Source organism: Pararobbsia alpina, from assembly GCF_902859895.1.
Lineage (GTDB): Bacteria > Pseudomonadota > Gammaproteobacteria > Burkholderiales > Burkholderiaceae > Pararobbsia > Pararobbsia alpina.
In genome coordinates, this window is sequence record NZ_CADIKM010000008.1 from 163,544 (window position 1) to 186,669 (window position 23,126).

The 23,126-nt window shown below is 61.3% G+C and carries 18 protein-coding genes and 2 tRNA genes; 14 read left to right on the forward strand and 6 right to left on the reverse strand.

Annotation, left to right across the window (positions count from 1 at the left end; all coding sequences use genetic code 11):
- Window positions 1-77 precede the first annotated feature (77 nt).
- Together acpS and nagZ are read left to right on the forward strand one after the other, a co-directional pair.
- Window positions 78-479, forward strand: a complete 402-nt coding sequence (gene acpS / locus HV670_RS11645; RefSeq protein ID WP_175104929.1) for a holo-ACP synthase — start codon at window positions 78-80, stop codon at window positions 477-479.
- 127 nt (window positions 480-606) lie between these two features.
- The gene (gene nagZ / locus HV670_RS11650; RefSeq protein WP_175104987.1) at window positions 607-1,617 is read left to right on the forward strand and encodes a beta-N-acetylhexosaminidase; all 1,011 of its coding nucleotides are present in this window, start codon (window positions 607-609) and stop codon (window positions 1,615-1,617) included.
- Here the strand turns inward: nagZ and HV670_RS11655 are convergent.
- The 3 genes from HV670_RS11655 to earP all read right to left on the reverse strand — a co-directional run bounded on the left by HV670_RS11655 (window position 1,614) and on the right by earP (window position 5,347).
- Window positions 1,614-2,960 carry a sigma-54-dependent transcriptional regulator gene (locus tag HV670_RS11655; RefSeq protein WP_175104930.1) on the reverse strand — a complete coding sequence of 449 codons (1,347 nt, stop codon included), beginning with the start codon at window positions 2,958-2,960 and terminating at the stop codon, window positions 1,614-1,616. The two genes, nagZ and HV670_RS11655, sit on opposite strands and share 4 nt — an antisense overlap.
- A gap of 321 nt (window positions 2,961-3,281) precedes the next feature.
- Window positions 3,282-3,839: an elongation factor P gene (efp, locus tag HV670_RS11660; RefSeq protein ID WP_175104931.1), complete on the reverse strand. Its 558-nt coding sequence runs from the start codon at window positions 3,837-3,839 to the stop codon at window positions 3,282-3,284.
- A gap of 221 nt (window positions 3,840-4,060) precedes the next feature.
- On the reverse strand, window positions 4,061-5,347 hold the full coding sequence (gene earP, locus HV670_RS11665; RefSeq protein WP_175104932.1) for an elongation factor P maturation arginine rhamnosyltransferase EarP: 1,287 nt from the start codon (window positions 5,345-5,347) through the stop codon (window positions 4,061-4,063).
- A 136-nt stretch (window positions 5,348-5,483) separates the two neighbouring features.
- Between earP and uvrC the strand changes: the two genes are divergently transcribed.
- The 4 genes from uvrC (at window position 5,484) to HV670_RS11685 (ending at window position 8,851) form a co-directional block, all read left to right on the forward strand.
- On the forward strand, window positions 5,484-7,778 hold the full coding sequence (gene uvrC / locus HV670_RS11670) for an excinuclease ABC subunit UvrC (protein WP_175104933.1): 2,295 nt from the start codon (window positions 5,484-5,486) through the stop codon (window positions 7,776-7,778).
- Window positions 7,779-7,874: 96 nt separating this feature from the next.
- Window positions 7,875-8,471, forward strand: a complete 597-nt coding sequence (gene pgsA / locus HV670_RS11675; RefSeq protein WP_175104934.1) for a CDP-diacylglycerol--glycerol-3-phosphate 3-phosphatidyltransferase — start codon at window positions 7,875-7,877, stop codon at window positions 8,469-8,471.
- A gap of 145 nt (window positions 8,472-8,616) precedes the next feature.
- Window positions 8,617-8,692, forward strand: a tRNA-Gly gene (locus HV670_RS11680).
- 85 nt (window positions 8,693-8,777) lie between these two features.
- Window positions 8,778-8,851: transfer RNA gene (locus HV670_RS11685), tRNA-Cys, on the forward strand.
- A gap of 109 nt (window positions 8,852-8,960) precedes the next feature.
- Here HV670_RS11685 and HV670_RS11690 read toward each other — a convergent pair.
- Both HV670_RS11690 and HV670_RS11695 read right to left on the reverse strand, forming a co-directional pair.
- On the reverse strand, window positions 8,961-9,443 hold the full coding sequence (locus HV670_RS11690; RefSeq protein WP_175104935.1) for a copper chaperone PCu(A)C: 483 nt from the start codon (window positions 9,441-9,443) through the stop codon (window positions 8,961-8,963).
- 10 nt (window positions 9,444-9,453) lie between these two features.
- The gene (locus HV670_RS11695) at window positions 9,454-10,164 is read right to left on the reverse strand and encodes an SCO family protein (RefSeq protein ID WP_175104936.1); all 711 of its coding nucleotides are present in this window, start codon (window positions 10,162-10,164) and stop codon (window positions 9,454-9,456) included.
- A gap of 244 nt (window positions 10,165-10,408) precedes the next feature.
- Between HV670_RS11695 and otsB the strand changes: the two genes are divergently transcribed.
- Window positions 10,409-11,170, forward strand: coding sequence for a trehalose-phosphatase (gene otsB, locus HV670_RS11700; RefSeq protein WP_175104937.1), 762 nt, complete (start codon window positions 10,409-10,411; stop codon window positions 11,168-11,170).
- Window positions 11,167-12,543, forward strand: a complete 1,377-nt coding sequence (gene otsA, locus HV670_RS11705; RefSeq protein ID WP_175104938.1) for an alpha,alpha-trehalose-phosphate synthase (UDP-forming) — start codon at window positions 11,167-11,169, stop codon at window positions 12,541-12,543. Before otsB ends, otsA begins: the two co-directional genes overlap by 4 nt.
- A 40-nt stretch (window positions 12,544-12,583) precedes the next feature.
- On the opposite strand, the gene HV670_RS11710 is transcribed toward otsA, so the two are convergent.
- Window positions 12,584-14,476 carry an ABC transporter ATP-binding protein gene (locus HV670_RS11710; protein WP_175104939.1) on the reverse strand — a complete coding sequence of 631 codons (1,893 nt, stop codon included), beginning with the start codon at window positions 14,474-14,476 and terminating at the stop codon, window positions 12,584-12,586.
- Between the two features lie 597 nt (window positions 14,477-15,073).
- Between HV670_RS11710 and HV670_RS11715 the strand changes: the two genes are divergently transcribed.
- The 6 genes from HV670_RS11715 (at window position 15,074) to HV670_RS11740 (ending at window position 23,067) form a co-directional block, all read left to right on the forward strand.
- Window positions 15,074-16,138 (forward strand): glycosyltransferase family 4 protein, encoded by a 1,065-nt coding sequence (locus HV670_RS11715; RefSeq protein WP_175104940.1) that lies wholly within the window; start codon window positions 15,074-15,076, stop codon window positions 16,136-16,138.
- 154 nt (window positions 16,139-16,292) lie between these two features.
- Entirely contained in the window at window positions 16,293-16,559 is a 267-nt protein-coding gene (locus HV670_RS11720; protein ID WP_175104941.1) for a hypothetical protein, read from the forward strand.
- A gap of 133 nt (window positions 16,560-16,692) precedes the next feature.
- The gene (locus tag HV670_RS11725) at window positions 16,693-17,019 is read left to right on the forward strand and encodes an ecotin precursor (RefSeq protein WP_175104942.1); all 327 of its coding nucleotides are present in this window, start codon (window positions 16,693-16,695) and stop codon (window positions 17,017-17,019) included.
- 294 nt (window positions 17,020-17,313) lie between these two features.
- Window positions 17,314-17,652, forward strand: coding sequence for a type II toxin-antitoxin system RelE/ParE family toxin (locus HV670_RS11730; protein WP_175104943.1), 339 nt, complete (start codon window positions 17,314-17,316; stop codon window positions 17,650-17,652).
- On the forward strand, window positions 17,649-17,936 hold the full coding sequence (locus tag HV670_RS11735; RefSeq protein ID WP_175104944.1) for a helix-turn-helix domain-containing protein: 288 nt from the start codon (window positions 17,649-17,651) through the stop codon (window positions 17,934-17,936). The genes HV670_RS11730 and HV670_RS11735 overlap by 4 nt, the downstream gene beginning before the upstream one ends.
- Window positions 17,937-18,192: 256 nt before the next feature.
- On the forward strand, window positions 18,193-23,067 hold the full coding sequence (locus tag HV670_RS11740) for an NAD-glutamate dehydrogenase (protein WP_175104945.1): 4,875 nt from the start codon (window positions 18,193-18,195) through the stop codon (window positions 23,065-23,067).
- The last annotated feature ends 59 nt before the right edge of the window (window positions 23,068-23,126 follow it).

A 23,126-nucleotide genomic window follows, 5' to 3' on the forward strand; every position in this document is an offset into this window, starting at 1 on the left:
GGCCGGCGAACCTATCGCGGCACTGACGCATCGGAACACTGGCGCCCCGGTGCACCAGAAGGAATCGAGGACTCGATATGGCGATCTACGGGATCGGCACTGACATCACGCAGATCAATCGCGTACAGGGCGTGATGGAGAGGACGAACGGGCGCTTCGCCGAGAAGGTGCTCGGCCCCGACGAACTGAAGACCTACCACGCCCGCGCAGCGCGCTCCGCCCCGCGCGGGCTCGCCTACCTGTCGACGCGGTTCGCCGCGAAAGAGGCGTTTTCGAAGGCGATCGGCCTCGGCATGCATTGGCCGATGACGTGGCGCGCGTTGCAGACGCTCAACGAGCCGAGTGGCAAGCCTGTCGTAGTCGCCTCGGGTGAACTGGCGACATGGCTTGCCGAGCGCGGCCTCAGCGCAAAGGTCACGATCTCCGACGAGCATGAGTACGCCGTCGCGTTTGTGATCGCCGAGACAGCCGCTGCCTGATTGCCCAAGGGTGGCCGAAAGGACCCAAAGGGCTGAACGGCCGAAGCGCACTGGAGTCGGAAGACGACCCGAACCACAACAGCAAGGAAAGCAATTGATCGGATTCAAACGTATCGTGGGCCCTGTGATGCTCGATATCGTCGGCTCGACGCTGACCCACGAGGATGCGCGCCGGATCGCGCATCCGCTGACGGGTGGGGTCATCCTGTTCGCTCGCAATTTCATCGACCGTGCGCAACTGACCCTGCTGACCGAGCAGATTCGCACGGTTCGCGACGACGTGCTGATCGCCGTCGACCAGGAAGGGGGGCGCGTCCAGCGTTTCAGGTCGGACGGATTCACGCTCCTGCCCGCCATGCGCGACATCGGCGCGCTATGGGACCGCGATGTGTTCCTCGGCAGCCAGGCGGCGACCGCCGCGGGGCTGGTGCTGGCCTCGGAACTGCGCGCCTGCGGCATCGATCTGAGCTTTACGCCGGTGCTCGACATCGACTACGGCCAGTCGCAGGCGATCGGCAGTCGCGCCTTCCATCGCGACCCGCGGGTGGCCGCGATGCTTGCGAAGAATCTCACGCATGGTCTTGCGATGGCGGGCATGGCGAACTGCGGCAAGCATTTTCCGGGGCACGGATTTGTCGAAGCGGATTCGCATCATGCGATGCCCATCGACGACCGTCCGCTCGACGATCTGCTTGCTGACGCACGGCCCTATTCATGGATGGGGATCGCCTTGACGGCCGTGATGCCCGCGCACGTCGTCTATCCCCAGGTCGATTCTCTACCGGCCGGATTCTCGAAGAAATGGGTGACTGAAATCTTGCGCGGACGGCTAGGGTTCGAAGGAGCCATCTTCAGCGATGATCTGTCGATGCACGGCGCGCGCGCGGTCGGCGACCATCTCGCCAGTGCGAATGCCGCGCTCGAGGCCGGCTGCGACATGGTGCTCGTTTGCAACGAACCTCTTGAGGCCGACAAGGTGCTGCAGGGGCTCGTCTATGAACCCTCCCGTCAGTCTCAGCGCCGCATCAAGCGCTTGCGGCCGAGGGGCAAGGCTCCCGAATGGAAGAAGCTGACGAGGCAAGCGGACTATCGCAGCGCACGCGAATTCCTGACAACCCACCTGCCCGCGTCGCGCTAGCTCATCTTCATGCGCTGCAGCTTGTTGTAGAGCGTTTTCGGGCTGATGCCGAGCATCGAGGCCGCGCGGTGGCGCGTGCCGCCCACCGCGTCGAGCGTGGCGCGGATCAGCAATTCCTCGACCGTCGCGAGCGGCGTGCCGACCGTGATCTGTACGCTGCTGAACGCCGTCGAACGCGCACCGTCGGCGGAGCGCAGCGTGTCGATCGTCTCGTCCGACGTCCGGTATGCATGCCGCAGGGCCGTGAACAGTTCGCGGATATTGCCGGGCCAGTCGTAGGCCTGGAGCTCCCGCGGCACGCCTTGGCCCAGACGCTTTTGCAGACCGGTCTCGCTATTGGATTCATCGATGCAATGCTGCGCGAGCAGTTCGATGTCCGCACCGCGTTCGCGCAGCGGCGGCAATGGGATCGTCGCGCCCGTGAACCGCTGGGCGAGTGCGTCGAGCAAGACGCCCTCGGCGATGGCTTGCGACGGTATCCGTTCCGTGCCCACGATCAGCCGGAAGTCGGCGGCGGTGTCCTGCGTGCCGCCGACCCGCCTGAGGGTGCGGCCTTCGAGCGCGCCGAGCACAGCGGCTTGCTGGCCAGGCGGCAACGAGGTGACGTTGTCGACGAACAGCGTGCCGCCTGCGGCTTCCTCGAGTACGCCGGTCATGCGAAGGTCCGCACCGGGGAACGCAGCGCGTTCGTGGCCGAACAACAGGCTCTCGAACGGCCGGTTGTTGTCGCGCGGGGCGGCGCAGTCAAAGCGGACAAACGGGCCTTTGCGGCGCCGGCTCATCTCGTGAATCGCATGCGCAACCGTGTGCTTGCCAGTGCCCGTCTCGCCGTGCACGAGCACGGCGGACTCGGTCGGTGCAACCCGTTCGATCGCGTCGTAGACCCGTTGCATCGGTTCCGAGCGTCCGACCATCGGGCCAAAGCGGCCGAGTTCCCGCAGGGTCGAACGCAGGCTCTGCACTTCCTCGCTGAGTTCGTAAGGGCGCGGAATCCGTGCAAGCAGGCTGCGCAGGCGAGGGATGCTGACCGGTTTGAGCAGGTAATCCCAGATACCGTGCCGCAGGCCCTCGATCGCCGATTCGACCGTCGCGTTCCCTGTCATCACGATCACCGGCACATTGCCGTCGGGCGGCTGTGAAGGCAGGTGCTGAAGCAGGTCGAGCCCCTTGCCGTCCGGCAGGTTCAGATCGATCAGCACGACATCTGGAATGAAGCGGGTCAACGCGTCACGGGCGTCGCCTAGCGTCGCGGCGACATCGACGGAAAATCCGTCGGCCTGGAGAATGGCCGCCAGTCCGGAAAGGCTGTTCGGGTCGTCTTCTACGATAAGCGCATGTGGCATGACGTTGACTGGTGCGTTCAGTTAAGGTCGTCGCGGAAGGCGACGGCACGAAGATTCCGCGTTACGGTTCAGACTTATTTTCGGGATAACTGCGAGAGGGGCAAAGCAGGAGTCGTGCCATTTTGAAACTGTGATGGCGCGATCCTTGTGGCGCAAAGGCGCAGCGGGTACGGGAGGAGGAAAGCGTGAACCATGGCTCACCCTGGTGATCCAAGTACGCCGGTAAATCTTGCCTTGTTGGAGAGGTAAATGTGAAAAAAAGAAAAAGCGCCCAAATGGGCGCTTTTTCTAGCGAAGCCGATGCGCGAGGCGCATCCTCGATTACGCGCGGCTGCGGTATTCGTTCGTCCGTGTATCGATCTCGATCTTGTCGCCGATTGCGCAGAACAGCGGTACTTGCAGTTCCAGGCCACTCGAAAGCTTGGCGTTCTTGAGCACCTTGCCCGACGACGTGTCGCCCTTGACGGCGGGTTCGGTATAGGCGATTTCGCGGACCAGCGTCGTCGGCAGATCGACCGAAATTGCCTTGTCGTTGTAGAACACGACTTCGCACGGCATGCCGTCTTCGAGGTAGTAAATCGCGTCGCTGAGGTTTTCCGCCTCGACTTCATACTGGTTGTAGTCGGCGTCCATGAATACATACATCGGATCGGCGAAATACGAATACGTCACTTCCCTGCGGTCCAGCACGACGACGTCGAACTTGTCATCCGCCTTGTAGACGGATTCGCTCGGCGCTTCGGTCAGCAAATTCTTGAACTTCATCTTGACGACCGCGGAGTTGCGGCCCGATTTGTTGTATTCAGCCTTTTGCACGACCATCGGTTCAGAGCCGATCATTACGACATTGCCCGTGCGGAGTTCCTGTGCGGTCTTCATAAAAAACTGTCCTGTTACCTGAATGGGTGGCTCAACCTGGCGAACGGGCATGTACGGACGCGGGAGCCGGGCTTGATCCCCGCTTTTACGCGGACACGGACACATGACCCGGCTTCGGCATTTCGATGTCGCCGTGTCCGCTAGTGCATGGGACGGCAGGGGCAACGGCCGGAATGTCCGGGGTGCCTTCGCTCGACAAGTCTAAGCTATTGAAAAACAGCTTATTTTAACCGGCTTTCGACGAATTCCGCCAGATTAGCGGCAACGTGGCCCGGCGCTTCGAGGTCGGCGAGCCAGTCGCGCGCGCGCGCGTCGAGCGCGACGCGATAACGTAGGAAAGACTGCCAATGATCCTGGGGGCCAAGGTCTCGGGCCGGCTCGCGCGCAGAGCCGGCGGCAACCGGCACGTCGGAGGGGGGCGTACGCGTCAGAAGGCCGCGAGCGGGGTCGTGATCGGCGTGGTCGGCGCAAGGGCCGTCCGCCGGCGCGCTGACGCCGTTCCACATATGCCAGAGCCGCTGTAACGCACGTGCCGCGGGCGCGTCGACATTTCGGCCATAGCGTGCCAGCGCGGCTTCGAGCTTGGGCAGGTGAGCGTCGTCGTGTTGCGGATAGATGTGCCAGACGAAGGGGCGGCCTGCGAGCTGTGCACGGACAAACGAGTCTTCGCCACGCACAAAATTGAGATCGCAAGACCAGAGCAGCCTGTCGTAGGTCGGGTGATCGACAAACGGCAGCGCGTGGATCGACAGCGCCCCGCGCGTTTCGCGAACGCTTGCGTCGAACCGGGGGAGATCGAGGAACTGGGCGATCTGCGGACCGATCCGGCCGACTGGCACGAGCGCGAGTACGGGTGTCGGGCTTTCCCGCCATTGTTGGAGAAGGCTCGCGACCGCCGGATTTTCATAGGCGAATAGCGAGACCACCGTGGTATCGGCGACCGGCATCGGGATACCCAGAGCATCGAACAGGGCGTGTCGCGCTGAGGGATCTGATTGGAAGGTCGCGCGTTCAGTGGCCAGGGATCGTTCGATCAGCACGCCGCCCGTATGCAGGCCAAGCCCTGGAAAGAAAAACCACTTGATGAGCGGCAGTCGCGGATGGGGCGAAGGCCGCAGATGGAAATCGCGGACCCAATCCTCTGCGCTCAGATAGTCGAAATTGATCCAGACAGGGGCGGAGCTACGGTCCGCCATGGCGGCAAGGTAGGCAGCCGGGAGGTCACAGCCAAATGTTTCGATCACGACGTCGGCGATCTGGAGGGTTTCCTGTTCACCGAGCGGCTCGCCCCAATGCTCGACGACGATATCGCCGTGACGCTGCCAGCGCCGCGCGGAATCGAGGCCCGGCGCGAGCTGTGCAAAGGTCGTGAGGTCGTCGACCCAGAGCCGGACCGACCATTTGTATTCCGCGGCCAGCTGGCGCGCGAGTCGCCACGCCACGCCGATATCTCCGAAATTGTCGACGACGGTGCAAAAGATATCGCAGGCAAGCGGGCGTGAAGTCATCGGAATCCAGAGTGAACAGGAGTGCGCGGGCTAGGTATCATCTAGACTCGCGATTTTAGTGCAGCCGTCAGTGCAGCCCGACGCGGTGGCCACGAATGCCGCCGTGTGCCGATCCGCCGGCTCATCCCCATTTAGTATGTCCGACGAAACCGACGTTTTCGACCCGAAACCGATTCTTGCGCAGTTGCCGCACTTGCCTGGCGTCTATCGTTACTACGACGTGGCCGGTGCCGTGCTCTACGTCGGCAAGGCGCGCGACCTCAAGAAACGGGTTTCGAGTTATTTCAACAAGACACTGCTTTCGCCGCGCATCGCGATGATGGTGACCCGGATCGCGCGGCTCGAGACGACCGTCACGCGCTCCGAAGCCGAAGCGCTGCTGCTTGAGAACAACCTGATCAAGGCGCTGGCGCCGCGCTACAACATCCTGTTTCGCGACGACAAGTCCTATCCGTATCTGAAGCTCACGGGCCACGCGTTTCCGCGGATGGCCTATTACCGGGGATCGGTCGACCGCAAGCATCAATACTTCGGTCCCTTCCCGAATGCATGGGCGGTTCGCGAAAGCATTCAGATCCTGCAGCGCGTGTTCCAGTTGCGAACCTGTGAGGACTCGGTGTTTGCGAATCGCGCACGTCCGTGCCTGCTGCATCAGATTTCGCGTTGCACGGCGCCATGCGTGGGCAATATCAGCGAAGAGGACTATGCGGTCGACGTGCAGAATGCGGCTCGCTTTCTGGGGGGGCGGCAGACCGAGGTCATGCACGATCTTGAACAGAAGATGCATGCCTTCGCTGCCGACCTGAAGTTCGAGCAGGCAGCCGCGGTACGCAATCAGATGAAATCGCTGGCCGCGGTGCTGCATCAGCAGACAATCGAGACGGGTGGCGATAACGACGCCGATATCCTCGCAGTGGTGGCCCACGGCGGCAAGGTCTGTGTGAATCTCGCGATGGTTCGCGGCGGCCGGCATCTGGGCGACAAGGCCTACTTTCCAAGTCAGGTCGGGAATGCGCTGGTGGACGACGTGTTGGAGGATGAAGCACCGGTCGATCTGCTCGCGGCCGCGCACGAGGTCGGCGAGATCGAGCACGATCGGGCGCTGGCTCGGGCGGAAGCGCGCGCGCAGCGCTTTGGAGAGGGGCGTGGAATCGATGAGGATATCGACACCCCGGACGTCGGAATCCGTGACGCTAGCCATGAGGATGGCGATTTCGATGAGACAGACGATACCGATGAGGCTGGTGATCCCGATGAGGCAGGCGGCGAGGTCGCGGCTGGCTCCAACATGGAAGCCGAGCCCGGCGAAGGGAGCCTTTCCGACGATCGTGGAGAAGGCTTGCCTGCCGGAGCCGTCCCCGGCAGCGAGGCCAATCGTTCACTTGAAGCCGAGGTGCTCGAGGCGTTTATCGGCCAGCACTATATCGACCATGTGATCCCGCCGGTACTCATCGTCAATCATCTTCCTGGCAACCGCCAGGTCGTTGAATTGCTTGCCGCACAGGCCGGTCGCAAGGTCGCGCTGATTCGTCAGCCACAGGGACAAAAGCGTTCCTGGCTCGCGATGGCCGAGCAGGGTGCGCGGCTCGCACTCATGCGGTTGCTGTCCGAGCAGGGTTCGCAACAGGCGCGCACGCGCGCGCTGGCCGACATCCTGAGCCTCGAATGTGAAGACCTCGGAACGTTGCGCGTCGAGTGTTTCGACATCAGCCATACGATGGGCGAAGCGACCCAGGCCTCTTGCGTGGTCTACCATCATCACAAGATGCAGTCGGGCGAATACCGTCGCTACAACATCAATGGCATCACGCCGGGTGATGACTATGCGGCCATGCGGCAGGTCCTCACCCGGCGCTACGAGAAGATTCTCGCGCAGGCCGCGGCGAGTGCCGGCGATGCAGTGCAGGTCGCGGATATCGAGCAGGATCCGGCCGAGATCGCCGGGTCGCCCGCCGTGGCATCGGTTTCTTCGCCTGTCGTGACACCGATGCCGAATATCGTGTTGATCGACGGCGGCAAGGGGCAGGTCGAGATCGCGCGACAGGTGTTCACCGAGCTCGGCATCGATATCTCGATCCTGGTCGGGGTGGCGAAGGGCGAGGGGCGCAAGGTCGGTCTCGAAACACTTGTATTCGCCGACGGCCGAGCCTCACTCGAACTTGGCAAGGACAGCGCCGCGCTGATGCTGATCGCCCAGATCCGCGACGAAGCGCACCGTTTCGCGATTACCGGGATGCGGGCCAAGCGTGCCAAGGTCCGGCAAAGCTCGCGGCTCGAAGAACTCGAAGGCGTCGGTGCGAAACGCCGTCAACGGCTGCTTGCGCGCTTCGGCGGCTTGCGCGGGGTGGTCTCCGCAAGCATAGACGAACTCGCGAGCGTCGAAGGGATTTCGCGGGCGCTGGCCGAGCAGATTTACCGTCAATTGCACTAAGCGGCCTATTTTCTCGTTTGCCGGAATTGCGTCCGGTTGTTCGTCGGCTTCTGAACAGGGCACAATGGCACTCTCGTTTTCGTCCGCGCGATGCCCATGCCGTTCAATCTGCCGATTTTCCTGACGTGGCTGCGAATTGTCCTGATTCCGCTCGTCGTCGGAGTGTTTTACGTCCCCGATCTGATGATGGCGGTGCCCTCGAAGAATCTGGCGGCGGCCGTGATCTTCGTTCTGGCCGCGCTGACGGACTGGTTCGATGGCTTTCTTGCGCGCAAGCTGAATCAGACTTCCGCGTTCGGAGCCTTTCTCGACCCCGTCGCGGACAAGCTCATGGTGACCGCGGCGCTGCTGATCCTGGTCGAACTCGGACGCCTCAACGCGGTGATCGCACTTGTGATCGTCGGACGCGAGATCGCGATCTCCGCGCTGCGCGAATGGATGGCGCATATCGGCGCCTCGCGCAGCGTGGCCGTCAATTCGCTCGGCAAGTTCAAGACTGTCTGCCAGATGACGGCCATTCCGCTGCTGCTGTTCAATGCGCCATTGGTCGTGGGGGGCAGGACGTGGCTCGACGCTCGCGTCTGGGGTCTGTGGCTGATCTATCTTGCGGCGGTGCTGACGATCTGGTCGATGCTGTACTACATGAAACTGGCGTGGCCACAGATTCGCGAGCGGGTCGGCGCGGAACAGTGAACGCTTCCAGAATCGGTAATGCATCCCACTCTTGACACTGTGGAATGACCTCTTCATAATCTCGTTTCTCGTCGCCGAGCCTTCTACGAAGCGGCGGGAAAGCAGGAAGTACCGCAGTGTTCGTGCGGTGAATGTAGTGGTAAATGCGGGAGTAGCTCAGTTGGTAGAGCGCAACCTTGCCAAGGTTGAGGTCGCGAGTTCGAGCCTCGTCTCCCGCTCCAGATATCGGGGAAGCTTGGTGCTTCCCCTTTTGTTTGAGCGATTTCGGCGGAGTTTCGCCCGTTGCGCAAACAAATAGCCGTTCATGGCGCGGTAGCAAAGCGGTTATGCAGAGGACTGCAAATCCTTCCAGGCCGGTTCGACTCCGGCCCGCGCCTCCAGATCGCGTCAAGCGGAAAAACCACCCCGAGGGGTGGTTTTTTTTCGTCTATTGCTTTCGGGCGCTTGTGCTTGTATTGCCCGGCCCCTTTCGATGCGATCAGGACGAACTTACTGGGTCGTACCGGGCGGTTTGATCGGCAAGGGCGCGACGACTGTTTCTCCATCCGAGAATTTGAGCTGGAGCTGGATGTTGGCGCCGGGTGCGAGAGAGCGCTTCGGTTGTTCGAGCATCACATGGTAGTTGCCGGGTGAGAACTGGACTTTCCCATGTGCGGGGATGGTCAGCTTGTCGACCATGATCATCTTCGAGAGCGACCCTTCGTTGGTGGTCTGGTGCAGCATTGCCATCCCATAGTCGGGGCTTGTCATTCCGACGAGGGTGACCGGCTTGTCGCCGTTATTGGTGATCGTCAGATAACCGGCTGCCGGCAACTCGCCGGGCAACCAGCGGACCCAGCCGTCGCTGATCGCGATCGTGGGGGCCGCAGCCGATGCAAGGGTGCCCGCACAGGCGAGCAGGATGCCGGCCAATACGCGGCGCGACGTTGCGCCTGAACTCGTTTGGGAAATAAGGCGGGAAATCGAAGCCATCTTGAGCATCTCAACTTTGCTTTGCCAGTTGCTGGAGGTCGTGCGCGAGTTGATCGACGGTATCGGTGCCATCGGCCAGCAGCCGAGCCTTGCCCTCGCGATCGAAGATATAGACGCCCGAACTGTGCGCGACTTCGTAGCTGCCGCCGTCATTGGGCTTGTCGGCTTGGTAGGCGACACGGTACCGCTTCGCGATCGATTCGATTTCAGAAGGGGATCCGGTCAGTCCGATCGCATGTCTGGCATCGAACGCATCGACATAGGCATGCATCGACTCGGGAGTGTCGCGTGTGGGGTCGACCGAGATAAAGACGATCCGCATGTCGTTGGCGCCGGCACCACTCTTGCCGATGGCCTGCGTGAGCTTGGCCATGGTTTCGGGGCAGATATCGGGACAGTGTGTATATCCGAAGTAGACGATTGCAATTTTGCCCTTCAGATCCTGGGCATTCATCGGCTTGCCGGTGTCGGAAGTCAGCGAGAAGCTCAGGTCCGGCAAGTGGCCCGAGACGTTCTCGAGCTGCCAGGTCTCGGGCTTGGCGCCGCAAGCGGCCAGACTCGCCGCGAGACCGGCCGCAACGAGCAGGGCCGCGATGCGGCGACACGCATGGGTGATCCCGGAGGACAGGGTAGACGTGGCATCGTCGATGCTTGGCTTTGTTGGAGAATCGTTGAAACATTGCGATGGCAGGAGGCCGGCGCGTCGGAGCGGGTGTTGCATGAGACCAATACCTTTTGAAATACAGGGCGAGCGCTGAGCGGTCCAGGTGACTCGAGTCTAGCGGCCATCCTGGGCCTAAGCCCCGCGGATCAAGCTGATTGCCAGCTCCCGAGGCTGACGCCCGCTCACTGTACCGCATTTCGTGTGCGATGCCATTGCCGCATACCTTCCTTTCAAGAAGCTGTTTCCTCCCCCGAAGCGAGGTAAGATGCCGCGTCCCGCTGGCTCATCAAAGCACTGATCCATGTCGCCATCCCTAGCACTACCGCCCACCGCGCTCGCTGTCTCCGAAGTCGCGTTCTTTTTCGATTTCGATGGCACGCTCGCCGAACTGGCGTCCGCGCCCGACAACGTGGTGGTTGAGCCGCGCGTGCGCACCCTGCTCGAAGCGCTGAGCCGGCTGACGGGCGGCGCGCTGGCGATCGTATCGGGCCGCGACGTGGAGAGTCTCGATGGCATGCTCGCGCCACTACGCCTGCCGACTGCGGGCCTGCACGGGGCCGAACGGCGCGATGCCAATGGCGATATGCTGCGTGTTGGTTTCGGTGACGAACGCCTGCTGAAGATGGAGCACGCGCTCGAACAGGTCGTCAGCGACAATCCCGGCATGTTGCTCGAAATCAAGGGTGCCGCACTTGCGCTTCATTACCGCAACGCGCCTGGACGCGAGGCGGCCGCGCGCGCCGCAACCGAAAAGCTCGTCGAGCGCTTTGCCGACGGTTATGTGCTGCAGCCCGGCAAAATGGTGTTTGAGATCAAGCCCAAGAACGTCGACAAGGGGCGCGCGATCGCGGCCTTTCTCGACGAGCCGCCATTCGCGGCTCGCCGACCTGTTTTCGCGGGCGACGATCTGACCGATGAGAAGGGCTTCGCGGTCGTCAATCAGCGGGATGGCGTGTCGATCAAGATCGGTGCGGGCGAGACGATCGCACGCTGTCATCTCGATACAGTCAGCGACCTGCTCGACTGGATGGAGCGCATCGTCGCCGGCGCAGCTCTCGCATGAGCCGCCTGATCATCGTATCGAACCGGGTCGCGCCGATCTCCGAAGGCGGCATGGCGGCGGGCGGTCTCGCGGTGGGCGTGTATGACGCGCTCAAGGAGACCGGTGGGATGTGGTTCGGCTGGAGCGGCGAGATTGCCGGTGCGGCGGCCCCTGAACTCAAAATCGAGGAACGGGGACCCGTCACGTTCGCGACGGTGCCGCTGACGCGTCGCGACTACGACCAGTATTACCGGGGCTTCTCGAACGACACGCTATGGCCGACCTTCCACTACCGGACCGATCTCACACACTACGACCGGCATGAGTTCGAGGGCTATCAGCGTGTGAACGCGTGGCTCGCGCATCAGCTACTGCCGCTGCTCGAGCCGGACGATGTGATCTGGGTTCACGACTATCACCTGATACCCTTTGCCGAAGCGCTGCGCCAGCAAGGTGTGACGAACCGGATCGGCTTCTTTCTCCACATTCCTTTCCCTGCTGCGCAGCTGCTGGTGACCGTGCCCCCGCACGACAAGCTCATGCGTGCGTTGTGCTGCTACGACCTGGTCGGCGTGCAGACTGCGCCCGATCTACGGGCTTTGCGCGACTATCTCGAACATGAGGCGGGGGGCACGGTGTCCGACGACGGTACGGCCCGTGCATACGGCCGTACCTTGCGTATCGGGTCCTATCCGATCGGCATCTATCCCGACGAACTCGCGAGCCTCGCCGAAGCAGGTCGTGACGGCCGTCACCTGAAGAACCTGCGGCAGACCATGCGTGAGCGGCGACTGATTGTCAGCGTTGACCGGCTCGACTATTCGAAGGGCCTTGTTGAACGCTTCCGGGCCTTTGAAAAGTTGCTCGAACTGTCACCCAATCATCGTGCGCAGGTTTCATTCATCCAGATAGCGCCGCCCACTCGTGCGGATATCCAAAGCTATCAACAGATTCGTCTGCAATTGGAGTCTGAGTCTGGCCGAATCAATGGCCGTTTCGCCGAAATGGACTGGACGCCGATCCGCTATCTTCATCGCCAGTTCGAACGCGCGGTGCTGGCCTCGTTGTTTCGCGAGGCGCACGTGGGTTATGTGACGCCGCTGCGCGACGGGATGAATCTCGTCGCCAAGGAGTATGTCGCCGCGCAGAATCCCCACGATCCGGGCGTGCTCGTGCTCTCTCGGTTCGCGGGTGCCGCTCAGGAGCTCGACGGTGCGTTGATCGTCAATCCGGTCGACGTGACGGGCATGGCCGAGGCGCTGGATCGCGCGCTCGACATGCCGCGGGACGAACGCCGCGAGCGTTACCAGAGAATGATGGAGACTCTGCGGCGAAACAGCGTGTCGGTCTGGCGGGATTCGTTTTTGTCTGACTTGCGCGCGGTGCCGCAATAGGGCTGAACTCCCTGAGGGAGTTCAGCGCCCAGGCTCACGCTCAAACGACGTGTTCTGCCGCCGGCACTTTGGTGAGGGGCAGGGCGCCCTTGCCGTGCTGCTTGCTGAGCAGGTCCCGGTACAGACCGGGCCGGGCGCGCAGCACGTCAGGTGAACCATCGTCGATCACATGGCCATTGCTCATGACGATCAGCCGGTCGAAGTTCTGGAGCGTCGACAGCCGGTGGGCGATCGCCACGACGGTGCGGCCTCGCATCAGCCGGTCGAGCGCTTGCTGGATGGCTTCCTCGGACTGGCTGTCCAGTGCCGACGTTGCCTCGTCGAGCAGAAGAATCGGGGCATTCTTGAGCACCGCGCGTGCAATGGCGATCCGCTGCCGCTGGCCGCCTGAGAGTTTGACGCCGCGATCGCCGACGATCGTGTCATAGCCTTCCGGCATGGCATCGATAAACTCGGCGCAGCGCGCCTCGCGTGCCGCAGCGACGACTTCCTCGCGCGTCGCATCGGGACGACCGTATGCGATGTTTTCGTAGACCGTGCGATGGAACAGCGAGATATCCTGAGGCACGACTGCAATCGCGTGGCGAAGGCTGTCCTGGGTCACCAGGGCGATGTCCTGGTCGTCGATCAGGATCCGGCCGCCGTGCGCCTCGTAGAAGCGCTGAAGCAGCGCGAGGACCGTCGACTTGCCCGCACCGGACTTGCCGATCAACCCGACGCGCTGGCCCGGCTCGATCATCAGATTGAAATTCTCCAGAATACGTTTGCGCTTTGGATAGGCAAAGGCCACCGCATCGAATTCGATCTTGCCGCCCCGTGAGGTAAGTTCCGTCGCTTGCGAGTGATCGGGCATGCTGTGCGGTTCGAGCAGCGTCTCGACCGCTTCCGCGAGCCGCGCGATATGTTGCGTGACATCGACGAGCGCGACGGCGAGGTCACGTGTCCCGTGCAGGATCGTGAAGCCGAGCGAGCTGATCAGCACGATGTCGCCGGACGAAACCTTGCTCTGTGTCCAGAGCAACAAGGCCCAGCCGAGCAGGGCGGCCGACAGGGCGGCCGTGACGACCGCGTGCAGCAGACGGAGTTTTTCGAGGTAAAGCAGGCTGCGCCGGCGGGCGTCCATTTCCGCGCTGACGCTTTCCGAGAAGCGCCTTTGCTCGCGAAACGTTGCACCGAATGCGCGCACGAGCCCCATATTGCTGATCACATCGACGAGTTCGCCGTCGACAGCCGCGGCACGCGTCGCGAACGTATGGTGCTTATGCGAACCGCGCCCCGCGAGGTTGAACAGGATGACAGCGAGGATGGCCGAGACCCCCAGCAAGCCGCTGGCCATGATGGGGTTCACGAGCGTCACCATCACAATCGCCCCGATCACCGCGATGGTCGGCGGCAATACGTTCCAGGCCATTGTATTTTCAGTGATGTACACCGCGTTCGAAGTCGCGGTGATCCGGCTCGCGAGCATCCCAGGCTGCTTTTCGAGAAAATAACTGGGCGCATGGCCGCTCAGATACTGGAACAAGTCGCGGCGCAGATCGCCGGTCACGCCGACGAACGCCCGCGCGCCGATCCAGCCGCCGACGCGCCAGGACAAATTGTCCGCGGCAATCAGCGACACCAGGATCAGGAACGCCACCCAGACCGGACCCGTGTTGCGGTGGCCGGCGGACAGCACGTCGACCAGATGCTTGATTGCATATTGCGACATCAGGGCGCAGAGCACCGCGACCAGGACGCTCGAAAGCAGGATGCTGTGAGCCACCGGGCGGCGGCGGATATAGCGGAACAGGAAGGCGAGGGGGCGCTGCGAGTAGCTCGAAAGGCGTTCGTTGCGCAGATTGCGATCGGCAACAGACAGCTTCTCGGGCGACTCTTTTTCGAGCTGCTCGGGTGTGAGCCGCGTGATGTGCTGCGCGTCTGAAGTAGTCATAAGTCTGTATGGCGTGCGGCCCTGACGGCGTGTCCGTCGGTAATCCGCTGTAACGTCCCAATCTAGGTGACGGCTGACAAGACTGTCCGTCACAAGTTGTATCCCCACTGTAACAAGCTAAATTCTTTGAAATTCGTTCAATGACCTTCAACTTGTCACCCGCATACTCCGGCCCGACCATGAGAAAATTCACCCCCGAGGACGACGGGTTTTCTCAGGATTAATGCGACGCAAGTTACGCGCCGAACACGAAAAACGTAAGTGTGACCCAACTTGATGACGGGCGGGTCCGTTTCATGCTTTCAGGGTTCGACGCGACCATTCGATGAACGTCGAGGCCATGCGCGGAGCTTACATTTTTTTTTCATCACCTGTCGTCAACGATCGATTGTCTCGTGCGTTATGTGTCAAGCGCTATTTTCCCGTAGGGCTAGCGTGAGCACACGGTGCCGGTTGCACCGCCTCGCAGGAATCGACTACGGACCGGCTGTCGGCATCAGCGAGGCCGCGGCCCGGTGGACGTCCCAGGAATGGGTCGGACGCCGATTCCAGAACTCGCAGCAAATTTTTGCCTGAATTTCTTAGGAGAGTGTCGATATGCGAATCGCTCAGATCGCTCCACTGCACGAGGCGGTTCCCCCCAAGCTGTATGGCGGCACGGAACGCGTTGTGTCCAATCTGACCGAGGCCTTGGTTGAACTGGGTCACGATGTGACGCTGTTCGCCAGCGGTGATTCGAAGACGTCGGCGAAGCTCGAAGCCTTCTGGCCGCAGGCCCTGCGCCTCGACCCGACGATTCGGGACACGATGGCCCCGCATATGCTGCTGCTCGAGGAAGTGCGCCGGCGCGCCCACGAATTCGACGTGCTGCATTTCCATATCGATTACTACCCGTTCCCGCTGTTCAGCCGCCAGGACACGCCGTTCGTGACGACGCTGCACGGTCGGCTGGACTTGCCCGAACTGCAGCCGATCTTCGATGCGTTCAGCGAAGTGCCGGTCGTGTCCATTTCCGACCATCAACGCACCCCTTTGCAGCAGGCCAACTGGCTCAAGACGGTGCATCATGGCTTGCCCGAAAATCTGCTGACCCCGGTCAAGGGCGTCGAACAGGGTTATCTTGCTTTCCTCGGCCGCGTGTCGCCGGAAAAGCGTGTCGATCGCGCGATCCGGATCGCCCAGGCTACTGGGATGAAGATCAAGATTGCCGCCAAGATCGACCGCGCCGACCGCACGTATTACGAAGAAGAGATCAAGCCGCTGTTCGCGCTGCCGCACGTCGAATATATCGGTGAAATCAACGAATCCGAAAAGCCGGCCTTCCTGTCGGGGGCGCATGCCTTGCTGTTCCCGATCGACTGGCCGGAGCCGTTCGGCCTCGTCATGATTGAGTCGATGGCTTGTGGCACGCCGGTGATCGCGTTCAATCGCGGTTCGGTGCCGGAAGTGATCGACAACGGCATTTCGGGTTTCATTGTCGAAGACGAAGTGTCCGCGGTCGCGGCGGTGAACCGGCTCCATACCTTGCCGCGCGCACGCGTGCGTCAGCAGTTTGAAGATCGTTTCACTTCGAAGCGCATGGCTCAGAATTACGTGCTGGCGTATGAAGAATTGCTGCATCAGAAGCGTCGTTCGGTGCTGCGAGAAGTCAACGCGGGCTGAGTTGATAGGTTGTTTCGCGATCGCTCTTAAGCGATCGCGCTGATTGTCCCGGAACACCCCCGACAGCTGGAAGGCTTCGGGGGTGTTTTGCTTTTTGGCATGAGAGCGGGAACGCGTGATGCGTCTGACTTCAGTACCTATGAAGGAGGATGCAATGGCTCACATCAATACATACGCGGGTCGTTCACACGACGAGGCCTATGCGGCACGCAAAGGCAAGAAGCAAGCGGCGCAGGAGCAGGCGGGCGGGGCGATGGCCGTCGAGGGGTCGGAGGCCGACGACCAGCACAGTTCAGGGCAGTTGTCGGAAAAGGGCAAACAGGTATGGAGGACGGGTTCCGGGCTCGATGGTGGCGGCATGGATAACGGCGGGCGCGATATTCCGGCGGGCAGCGCCGCCAAGACGAAGCGGAACAAATAGTAGGTCCTCGCACTGTCATACGCGAAATCTCCCGTTACCACTTGCAGCATCTATTTCTTGAAAGCGCGCCCACAATGAAGTCATCAACAACAACACATGCTTTATTGAGTGGGAGAAAACCAAAATGCGCCAAATGCGTAAATTAGCCGTCACCCTTGCCGTGGTTGCAAGCGTCGCGAGCCTCGGGGTGTCTGGCCAGGCTTCAGCCCACGGCAATGACGGCGGCGCCATTGTCGGTGCGCTGATCGGTGGTGCGGTGCTGGGTGCTGTGGTTGGCTCCGCCGTCAATGCGCAGCCGGTGGTTGCTTATCAGGCCCCGGTGTACCAGCAACCGGTATATGCGGCGCCAGTCTATGCAAGCCCGCCGCCGGGATATTGCTACGATGGTTATCGGCAAGCGTATGTGCCTTGCGGCCCTGCACCTCAGGTGCAGTATGGGTATCCGCAGCCGGGGTATTGATCGAGTGCCTCGGGATTGCCCCGCAAAGCACTTTCATTCCGCGTGACCAAGGCCCTAGGCAACTCGCCTGGGGCCTTTTCATTTGGGCGACACGATCGCGTCTGCTCCATGACAAGCCTTTGCCCTACGGAGGGTAAGTGAGTGTGCCATTGCGACCAGATAGTGGTTGCACGGAAGCTATTCGATTGGTGTCATGCCCGTTCGCAGCATGGGCGGATGCCTTCAAGGCATCAAGGAGAAGTGCCGTCACTGCATTCCGCACTCTTGCAGGCATACAAAATTTTGTATAATCTGATGACCGAACCTAAGACCATTGAGTTTCGGGGTACTGCCCTTCACGATCTTCGCATGTTTCCTCTTGCAGCTCGCCGAGAGGCGGGCCATCAGTTGGATCAGGTTCAGAATGGACTCGAACCGGACGACTGGAAGCCGATGCCAGCTATCGGAAGAGGCGTACGGGAAATTCGAATCTATGATGCGGCTGGTGCTTTTCGCGTCGTCTATGTCGCCAAGCTGGCTGATGCTATCTACGTCCTGCATTGCTTTCAGAAAAAGACGGAGAAGACAGCCAAGTGCGACCTGGAGTTGGCAGCTAGACGCTACCGAGATCTGTTAAAGGAGGTGGGGGGATGAGTACTGAACGATTTGCCAGCGTGTGGGATGCCATTGAGGATACCCCGGAAAAAGCAGAAAACATGAAGCTGCGATCGGGGCTCATGATGGCACTCAAAGGACACATCATTCGCGCTGGTCTGAGCCAGTCAGAAGCTGCGAAGCTGTTTAGCGTCACTCAGCCGCGCGTGTCCGATCTCATGCGAGGCAAGATTGGCCTGTTCGGTCTTGATGCCTTGGTGAATATGGCCGCCGCAGCGGGTATGCAGATCGAAATGCGGGTGCACGAAGCTGAGCGGTGCTGAAAAAACGTTCTTGCTTTTGGCCCGGGATCATGCGGTGGGGCTGTGCGTCGCGTTCGATGTAACCCTTTGGAATTCCTGGGAGTTTTGCCATCTCGTCCTGGGTCAAATGGCGCGCTTTCCGCGCCTCGCTAGCGATCTGTCCTACTTCCAGGAGGTCCATGTCTGCACCGGATTGGTCTTGTGACCGGAGGTCAAGTGTCCAAAAACTTGGCGCATAATAATCCGAGCAACGAACGTGCTAGATCCGGGAGCGACCATGCTGACGAAGAACGAAGAGCGCGTAGCGCATCTCCTTACCGATGTGGTCGACTTTGCACGGGGGAGGCTGTCAGAGCCCGCGTTCAATGTCGTAGACCCCCTCCTGCGTCATTACTACGAACTCGCTGATCCCGAAGACGTCCAGAGCCGCGATATAGCCGATCTCTACGGCGCCGCCATGGCGCACTGGCAGATGGCGCAGAAATTCGTGACGGGCCACGAGGTCCTGCGGGTCTACAACCCCAACCTCGAACAACACGGCTGGCACTCCGATCATACGATCGTGGAGATCGTCAACGACGACATGCCGTTTCTCGTCGACTCGGTGACCATGGCGGTCAACCGTCTCGGCCTGGCGATGCATGCCGCCATTCACCCGGTGTTCCGTGTCTCCCGCGACGCAAGCGGCGCGATCACGCGCATCGCGTTGGGTCACGTCAACGGCGGCGACCCGCAATCGCATCTCGAGTCGTTCATTCATTTCGAAGTGGACCGATGCAGCGAGGCCGCAAAGCTTGAAGAACTGCGCAGCGACATTGCGCGTGTGTTGGGCGACGTGCGTGCCGCAGTGGAAGACTGGCCGAAGATCCTCGAGGTGGCGCGCTCGACCATCGGCGAAATGAAAACGCGTGACACAGGCGCGGAGGGCGTAGAGGCTCGTGCGTTCCTGGAGTGGATGGTCGCGGATCATTTCACGTTTCTCGGGCATCGCGACTACGAGCTCATCTCGCAGGACGGCGCGTTCGCGCTGCGCGGCGTGCCGGGTTCCGGCTCAGGACTACTGCGCGAAAGCTTGCGTCCGCCTACAGCCGATAACGTCACGCCATTGCCGCCCGCCGCCGCGGCCATCATCAATGGCTCCGCGCCGATTTTTCTCACGAAGGCCAATTCGCGAGCGACCGTGCATCGGCCGGGTTATCTGGACTATGTCGGCGTGAAGTGTGTTGGCGCGGACGGCAAGGTGACAGGAGAGCGACGGTTTATCGGCTTGTACACGTCGACCGCGTATCTGGTCCCCACGTCCGAGATACCGATCGTGCGGCGCAAATGCGCGAACATCATCAGGCGTGCCGGCTTTCTCGCGAAGGGGCATCTGCACAAGTCGCTGGTGACGGTGCTCGAACAATATCCGCGCGAAGAACTCTTCGAAGCCGATGAGGACGACCTGTTCGACATCGCACTCGGTGTGCTGCGCTTGCAGGAACATCAGCGCACACGCCTGTTCGTGCGGCGCGATCGTTTCGACCGCTTTGTCTCGTGCCTCGTTTTCGTGCCGCGCGACAAGTTCAACACGGACCTGCGCAGGCGCATCGCGAAAGTGCTGATGGAAGCGTTCAACGGCAAGAGCATCGAGTTCACGCCGCTGCTGTCCGAATCCCCGCTGGCGCGCATCTATATCACGGTGCGTTCGGACAAAGGGGTGATGCACGAAGCCGATACGCGCGAACTCGAACAACGGATCGTGCAGATCGCGCGTCGCTGGCAGGACGATCTCGCGGATGCGCTGATCGATAGCTTTGGTGAAGAGCAGGGCAATCGGCTCTTGAATCGATATGCGGATTCGTTCCCGGCCGGTTATCGCGAAGATTATCCGGCGCGTACGGCGGTGCGTGATATCGAATTGATCGAACAGACGCAGGTGAAGGCGGGCGGTCTCGCGATGAGTCTTTACCGGCCCATTGAAGCGGGGCGGCGGGCGTTTCGCTTCAAGGTCTATCGCGTGGGTGATCCGATCGCACTGTCGCATAGCCTGCCGATGCTGGAGCATCTTGGCGTACGCGTGGATGAAGAACGGCCTTACCGCATCGAACCGCTTGGTGCGCCGCACGCCTGGATACACGACTTCGGCCTGGAGCTTGCTGACGATGTGGAGTTCGACATCGATCGCGTCAAGGAGCTGTTCGAGAACGCGTTCGCGAGTGTCTGGACCGGTGAAGTCGAGAACGACGATTTCAATCGCTTGGTCCTGCGCGCGCAACTCGGCGCCCGCGACATCACCATCCTGCGCGCTTACGCGAAGTACTTGCGGCAAGTCGGATCGACATTCAGTGACGCCTACATAGAACGCGCGCTGACCGGCAATCCTGCGATCGCACGCAAGTTGCTTGAACTGTTCCTGGTGCGCTTCAACCCGGCTCTTCCCGGCGCGGCGAGCGATACCCCCCAAAGCCGTGAGCTCCGCGATACACGCACACAGCATGTCCTCGCCGAAATAGAAACCGCACTCGACAACGTACCCAATCTCGACGAAGACCGCATCCTGCGCCAGTTCCTGGGCGTCATCAACGCGACAGTGCGGACCAATCATTTTCGTAAGGATGCCGAAGGCAAGCCCAAGCCGTATTTGTCATTCAAACTCGATCCGTCGAGGGTGCCGGGCTTGCCGGAACCCAAACCCATGTTCGAAATATGGGTCTATGCGCCACGCGTCGAAGGGGTGCATCTGCGAGGCGGCAAGGTCGCGCGCGGCGGCTTGCGCTGGTCGGATCGTCGAGAAGATTTCCGCACTGAAGTGCTCGGTCTCATGAAGGCGCAGATGGTGAAAAATACCGTGATCGTGCCGGTTGGATCGAAGGGCGGATTTGTGGTGAAGAACCCACCGCCATTGACCGATCGGGAGGCGTTCGCGCGTGAAGGTGTGGCGTGTTACCAGATGTTCCTGCGCGGTCTGCTCGACGTGACGGACAACCGTGTGGCCGGCGTCATCGTGCCGCCACCCGACACCGTGCGCCACGATCCCGACGATCCTTATCTTGTCGTGGCGGCTGATAAGGGCACGGCCACGTTCTCGGACTATGCGAACGCGATCGCGCATGAATATGGATTCTGGCTCGACGACGCCTTCGCTTCCGGCGGTTCAGTAGGCTACGACCACAAGAGAATGGCGATCACCGCACGCGGCGCGTGGGAGTCGGTGAAGCGGCATTCGCGCGAGATGGGTCTCGACACCCAGACGACGGATTTCAACGTGGTCGGTATCGGCGATATGTCGGGCGATGTATTCGGCAATGGCATGCTGCTCTCGCGCCATATCCGCCTGATCGCGGCGTTCGATCATCGCCACATCTTCCTCGATCCCGATCCCGATACCGCCGCGAGTTTCAATGAACGCGAACGGCTGTTCGCGCTGTCGCGTTCAAGCTGGGCCGACTACGACGTCGCGCTGATTTCAGCCGGTGGCGGTGTCTTTCCGAGAACGGCAAAAACGATTGCGTTATCGAAAGAGGTTCAGGCCGCGCTCGGCGTAACAGCGCCGACGCTCGCGCCGAACGAATTGATCCGCGCGATTCTGTTGGCAGACGTTCATCTCCTTTACAACGGCGGCGTGGGCACATACGTCAAGTCGACGCGCGAGACACACGCGCAAGTCGGTGACCGCACGAACGACGCTGTGCGCGTCAACGGTTCGGAACTGCGCTGCAAGGTTGTTGCCGAAGGCGGCAATCTTGGCGTGACACAGCTCGGCCGGATCGAATACGCGCAGCAGGGAGGACGCATCAATACCGATGCCATCGACAATTCCGCGGGCGTGGACTGTTCCGACCATGAGGTGAACATCAAGATCCTGCTGGGTCTTGTCGTGGCCGACGGTGAGATGACCGAAAAGCAGCGTAACGCGCTGCTCGCCGAGATGACCGATGAAGTCGGCTTGCTCGTGCTGAAGGACAACTATGCGCAGACGCAGGCGTTATCGATTGCGAACCGCTACGTGGCCGAGATGCTCGACGCCGAGGCGCGGCTGATGCGCTGGCTGGAACGCGCGGGGCGGCTGAAACGCAAGATCGAATTCCTGCCCTCTGATGAAGAGATCGCCGAGCGTCTGGCGGCCAAACAAGGGCTTACATCACCCGAGCGCGCCGTGTTGCTCGCCTACAGCAAGATGTGGCTGTACGACGAGTTGCTTGCCTCCGATGTTCCCGAGGACCCGCTTGTCGCCAGCATGTTGCCCGAGTATTTTCCGCTGCCCTTACAGGCACGCTACAGCGAACCGATGCAGCGCCATCCGCTCAGGCGTGAAATCCTCGCCGCGCACCTGACGAATGCGTTGATCAACCGGGTCGGCTGCACCTTCGTGCATCGGTTGATGGAGGAAACCGATGCATGTCCGAGCGAGATTGTGCGCGCCTGCATCATGGCGCGCGACGTATTCGATCTGAACGAGATCTGGCGCAATATCGACGCACTCGACTATCGCGTCGCCGACGAAGTACAGGCACGCATGTTTGTCGATGTGGTGCGTTTGCTTGAGGGCGCGACGCTCTGGTTCCTGCGTCACCTGAAGGTATCGACGGAGGACGCCAGTCTCGCGGCGGAGCGGGTCGCGCGCTGTCGTGAAGCCGCGCAAAGGCTTGGTCCACAGTTACTGGCCTTGCTCCCCACCGGCGAACTCGAAGAATGGACAGAACGGCGCCGCGTGCTGGAGGAAGCGGGCGTCGAAGAGGCATTGGCGGCGCAAGCGGCGAGCGGAGAGATACCGACTGCCGTGCTCGATAGTGCCGAAGTGGCGGCAAGTTGCGGCCGTAGTCTCGAGGTGGTCGCGAGCGTTTACTTTGCTATAGGCAGATTGCTGAACTACGGCTGGATCGCCGAGCGTGCGATGGCGTTGCCGGCGTCCACTCACTGGGATCTACTCGCACGGGCGGCTGCTTTGGAAGAACTCGCACGGCTCAAGCGCGCACTGACGATCAGCGCGCTCGAACAGACACGCGATATTGACGCAACTGAGGTGATTGTTGAAAACTGGCGCTCGAGAAGGGAAGCCGCGGTCGAGCGTTACGCACGTCTGCTTGGAGAATTGCGCGCGACGACCGGTGCGAGTCTTTCGATGCTGCTGGTGGTGGTCCGTGAGATAGCGACGCTGGAACGCGCGTAGTTGCGTGAGGCCGGACACAAGACACCCCGAATGTATGGTGTGACAAATGTGTGCCAACA

Excerpts from the sequence above, each read along its gene's own strand:
- acpS (WP_175104929.1), top strand. The coding sequence starts at position 78 with ATGGCGATCTACGGGATCGGCACTGACATCACGCAGATCAATCGCGTA.
- nagZ (WP_175104987.1), top strand. The coding sequence starts at position 607 with ATGCTCGATATCGTCGGCTCGACGCTGACCCACGAGGATGCGCGCCGG.
- HV670_RS11655 (WP_175104930.1), bottom strand. The coding sequence starts at position 2,960 with ATGCCACATGCGCTTATCGTAGAAGACGACCCGAACAGCCTTTCCGGA.
- efp (WP_175104931.1), bottom strand. The coding sequence starts at position 3,839 with ATGAAGACCGCACAGGAACTCCGCACGGGCAATGTCGTAATGATCGGC.
- earP (WP_175104932.1), bottom strand. The coding sequence starts at position 5,347 with ATGACTTCACGCCCGCTTGCCTGCGATATCTTTTGCACCGTCGTCGAC.
- uvrC (WP_175104933.1), top strand. The coding sequence starts at position 5,484 with ATGTCCGACGAAACCGACGTTTTCGACCCGAAACCGATTCTTGCGCAG.
- pgsA (WP_175104934.1), top strand. The coding sequence starts at position 7,875 with ATGCCGTTCAATCTGCCGATTTTCCTGACGTGGCTGCGAATTGTCCTG.
- HV670_RS11690 (WP_175104935.1), bottom strand. The coding sequence starts at position 9,443 with ATGGCTTCGATTTCCCGCCTTATTTCCCAAACGAGTTCAGGCGCAACG.
- HV670_RS11695 (WP_175104936.1), bottom strand. The coding sequence starts at position 10,164 with ATGCAACACCCGCTCCGACGCGCCGGCCTCCTGCCATCGCAATGTTTC.
- otsB (WP_175104937.1), top strand. The coding sequence starts at position 10,409 with ATGTCGCCATCCCTAGCACTACCGCCCACCGCGCTCGCTGTCTCCGAA.
- otsA (WP_175104938.1), top strand. The coding sequence starts at position 11,167 with ATGAGCCGCCTGATCATCGTATCGAACCGGGTCGCGCCGATCTCCGAA.
- HV670_RS11710 (WP_175104939.1), bottom strand. The coding sequence starts at position 14,476 with ATGACTACTTCAGACGCGCAGCACATCACGCGGCTCACACCCGAGCAG.
- HV670_RS11715 (WP_175104940.1), top strand. The coding sequence starts at position 15,074 with ATGCGAATCGCTCAGATCGCTCCACTGCACGAGGCGGTTCCCCCCAAG.
- HV670_RS11720 (WP_175104941.1), top strand. The coding sequence starts at position 16,293 with ATGGCTCACATCAATACATACGCGGGTCGTTCACACGACGAGGCCTAT.
- HV670_RS11725 (WP_175104942.1), top strand. The coding sequence starts at position 16,693 with ATGCGTAAATTAGCCGTCACCCTTGCCGTGGTTGCAAGCGTCGCGAGC.
- HV670_RS11730 (WP_175104943.1), top strand. The coding sequence starts at position 17,314 with ATGACCGAACCTAAGACCATTGAGTTTCGGGGTACTGCCCTTCACGAT.
- HV670_RS11735 (WP_175104944.1), top strand. The coding sequence starts at position 17,649 with ATGAGTACTGAACGATTTGCCAGCGTGTGGGATGCCATTGAGGATACC.
- HV670_RS11740 (WP_175104945.1), top strand. The coding sequence starts at position 18,193 with ATGCTGACGAAGAACGAAGAGCGCGTAGCGCATCTCCTTACCGATGTG.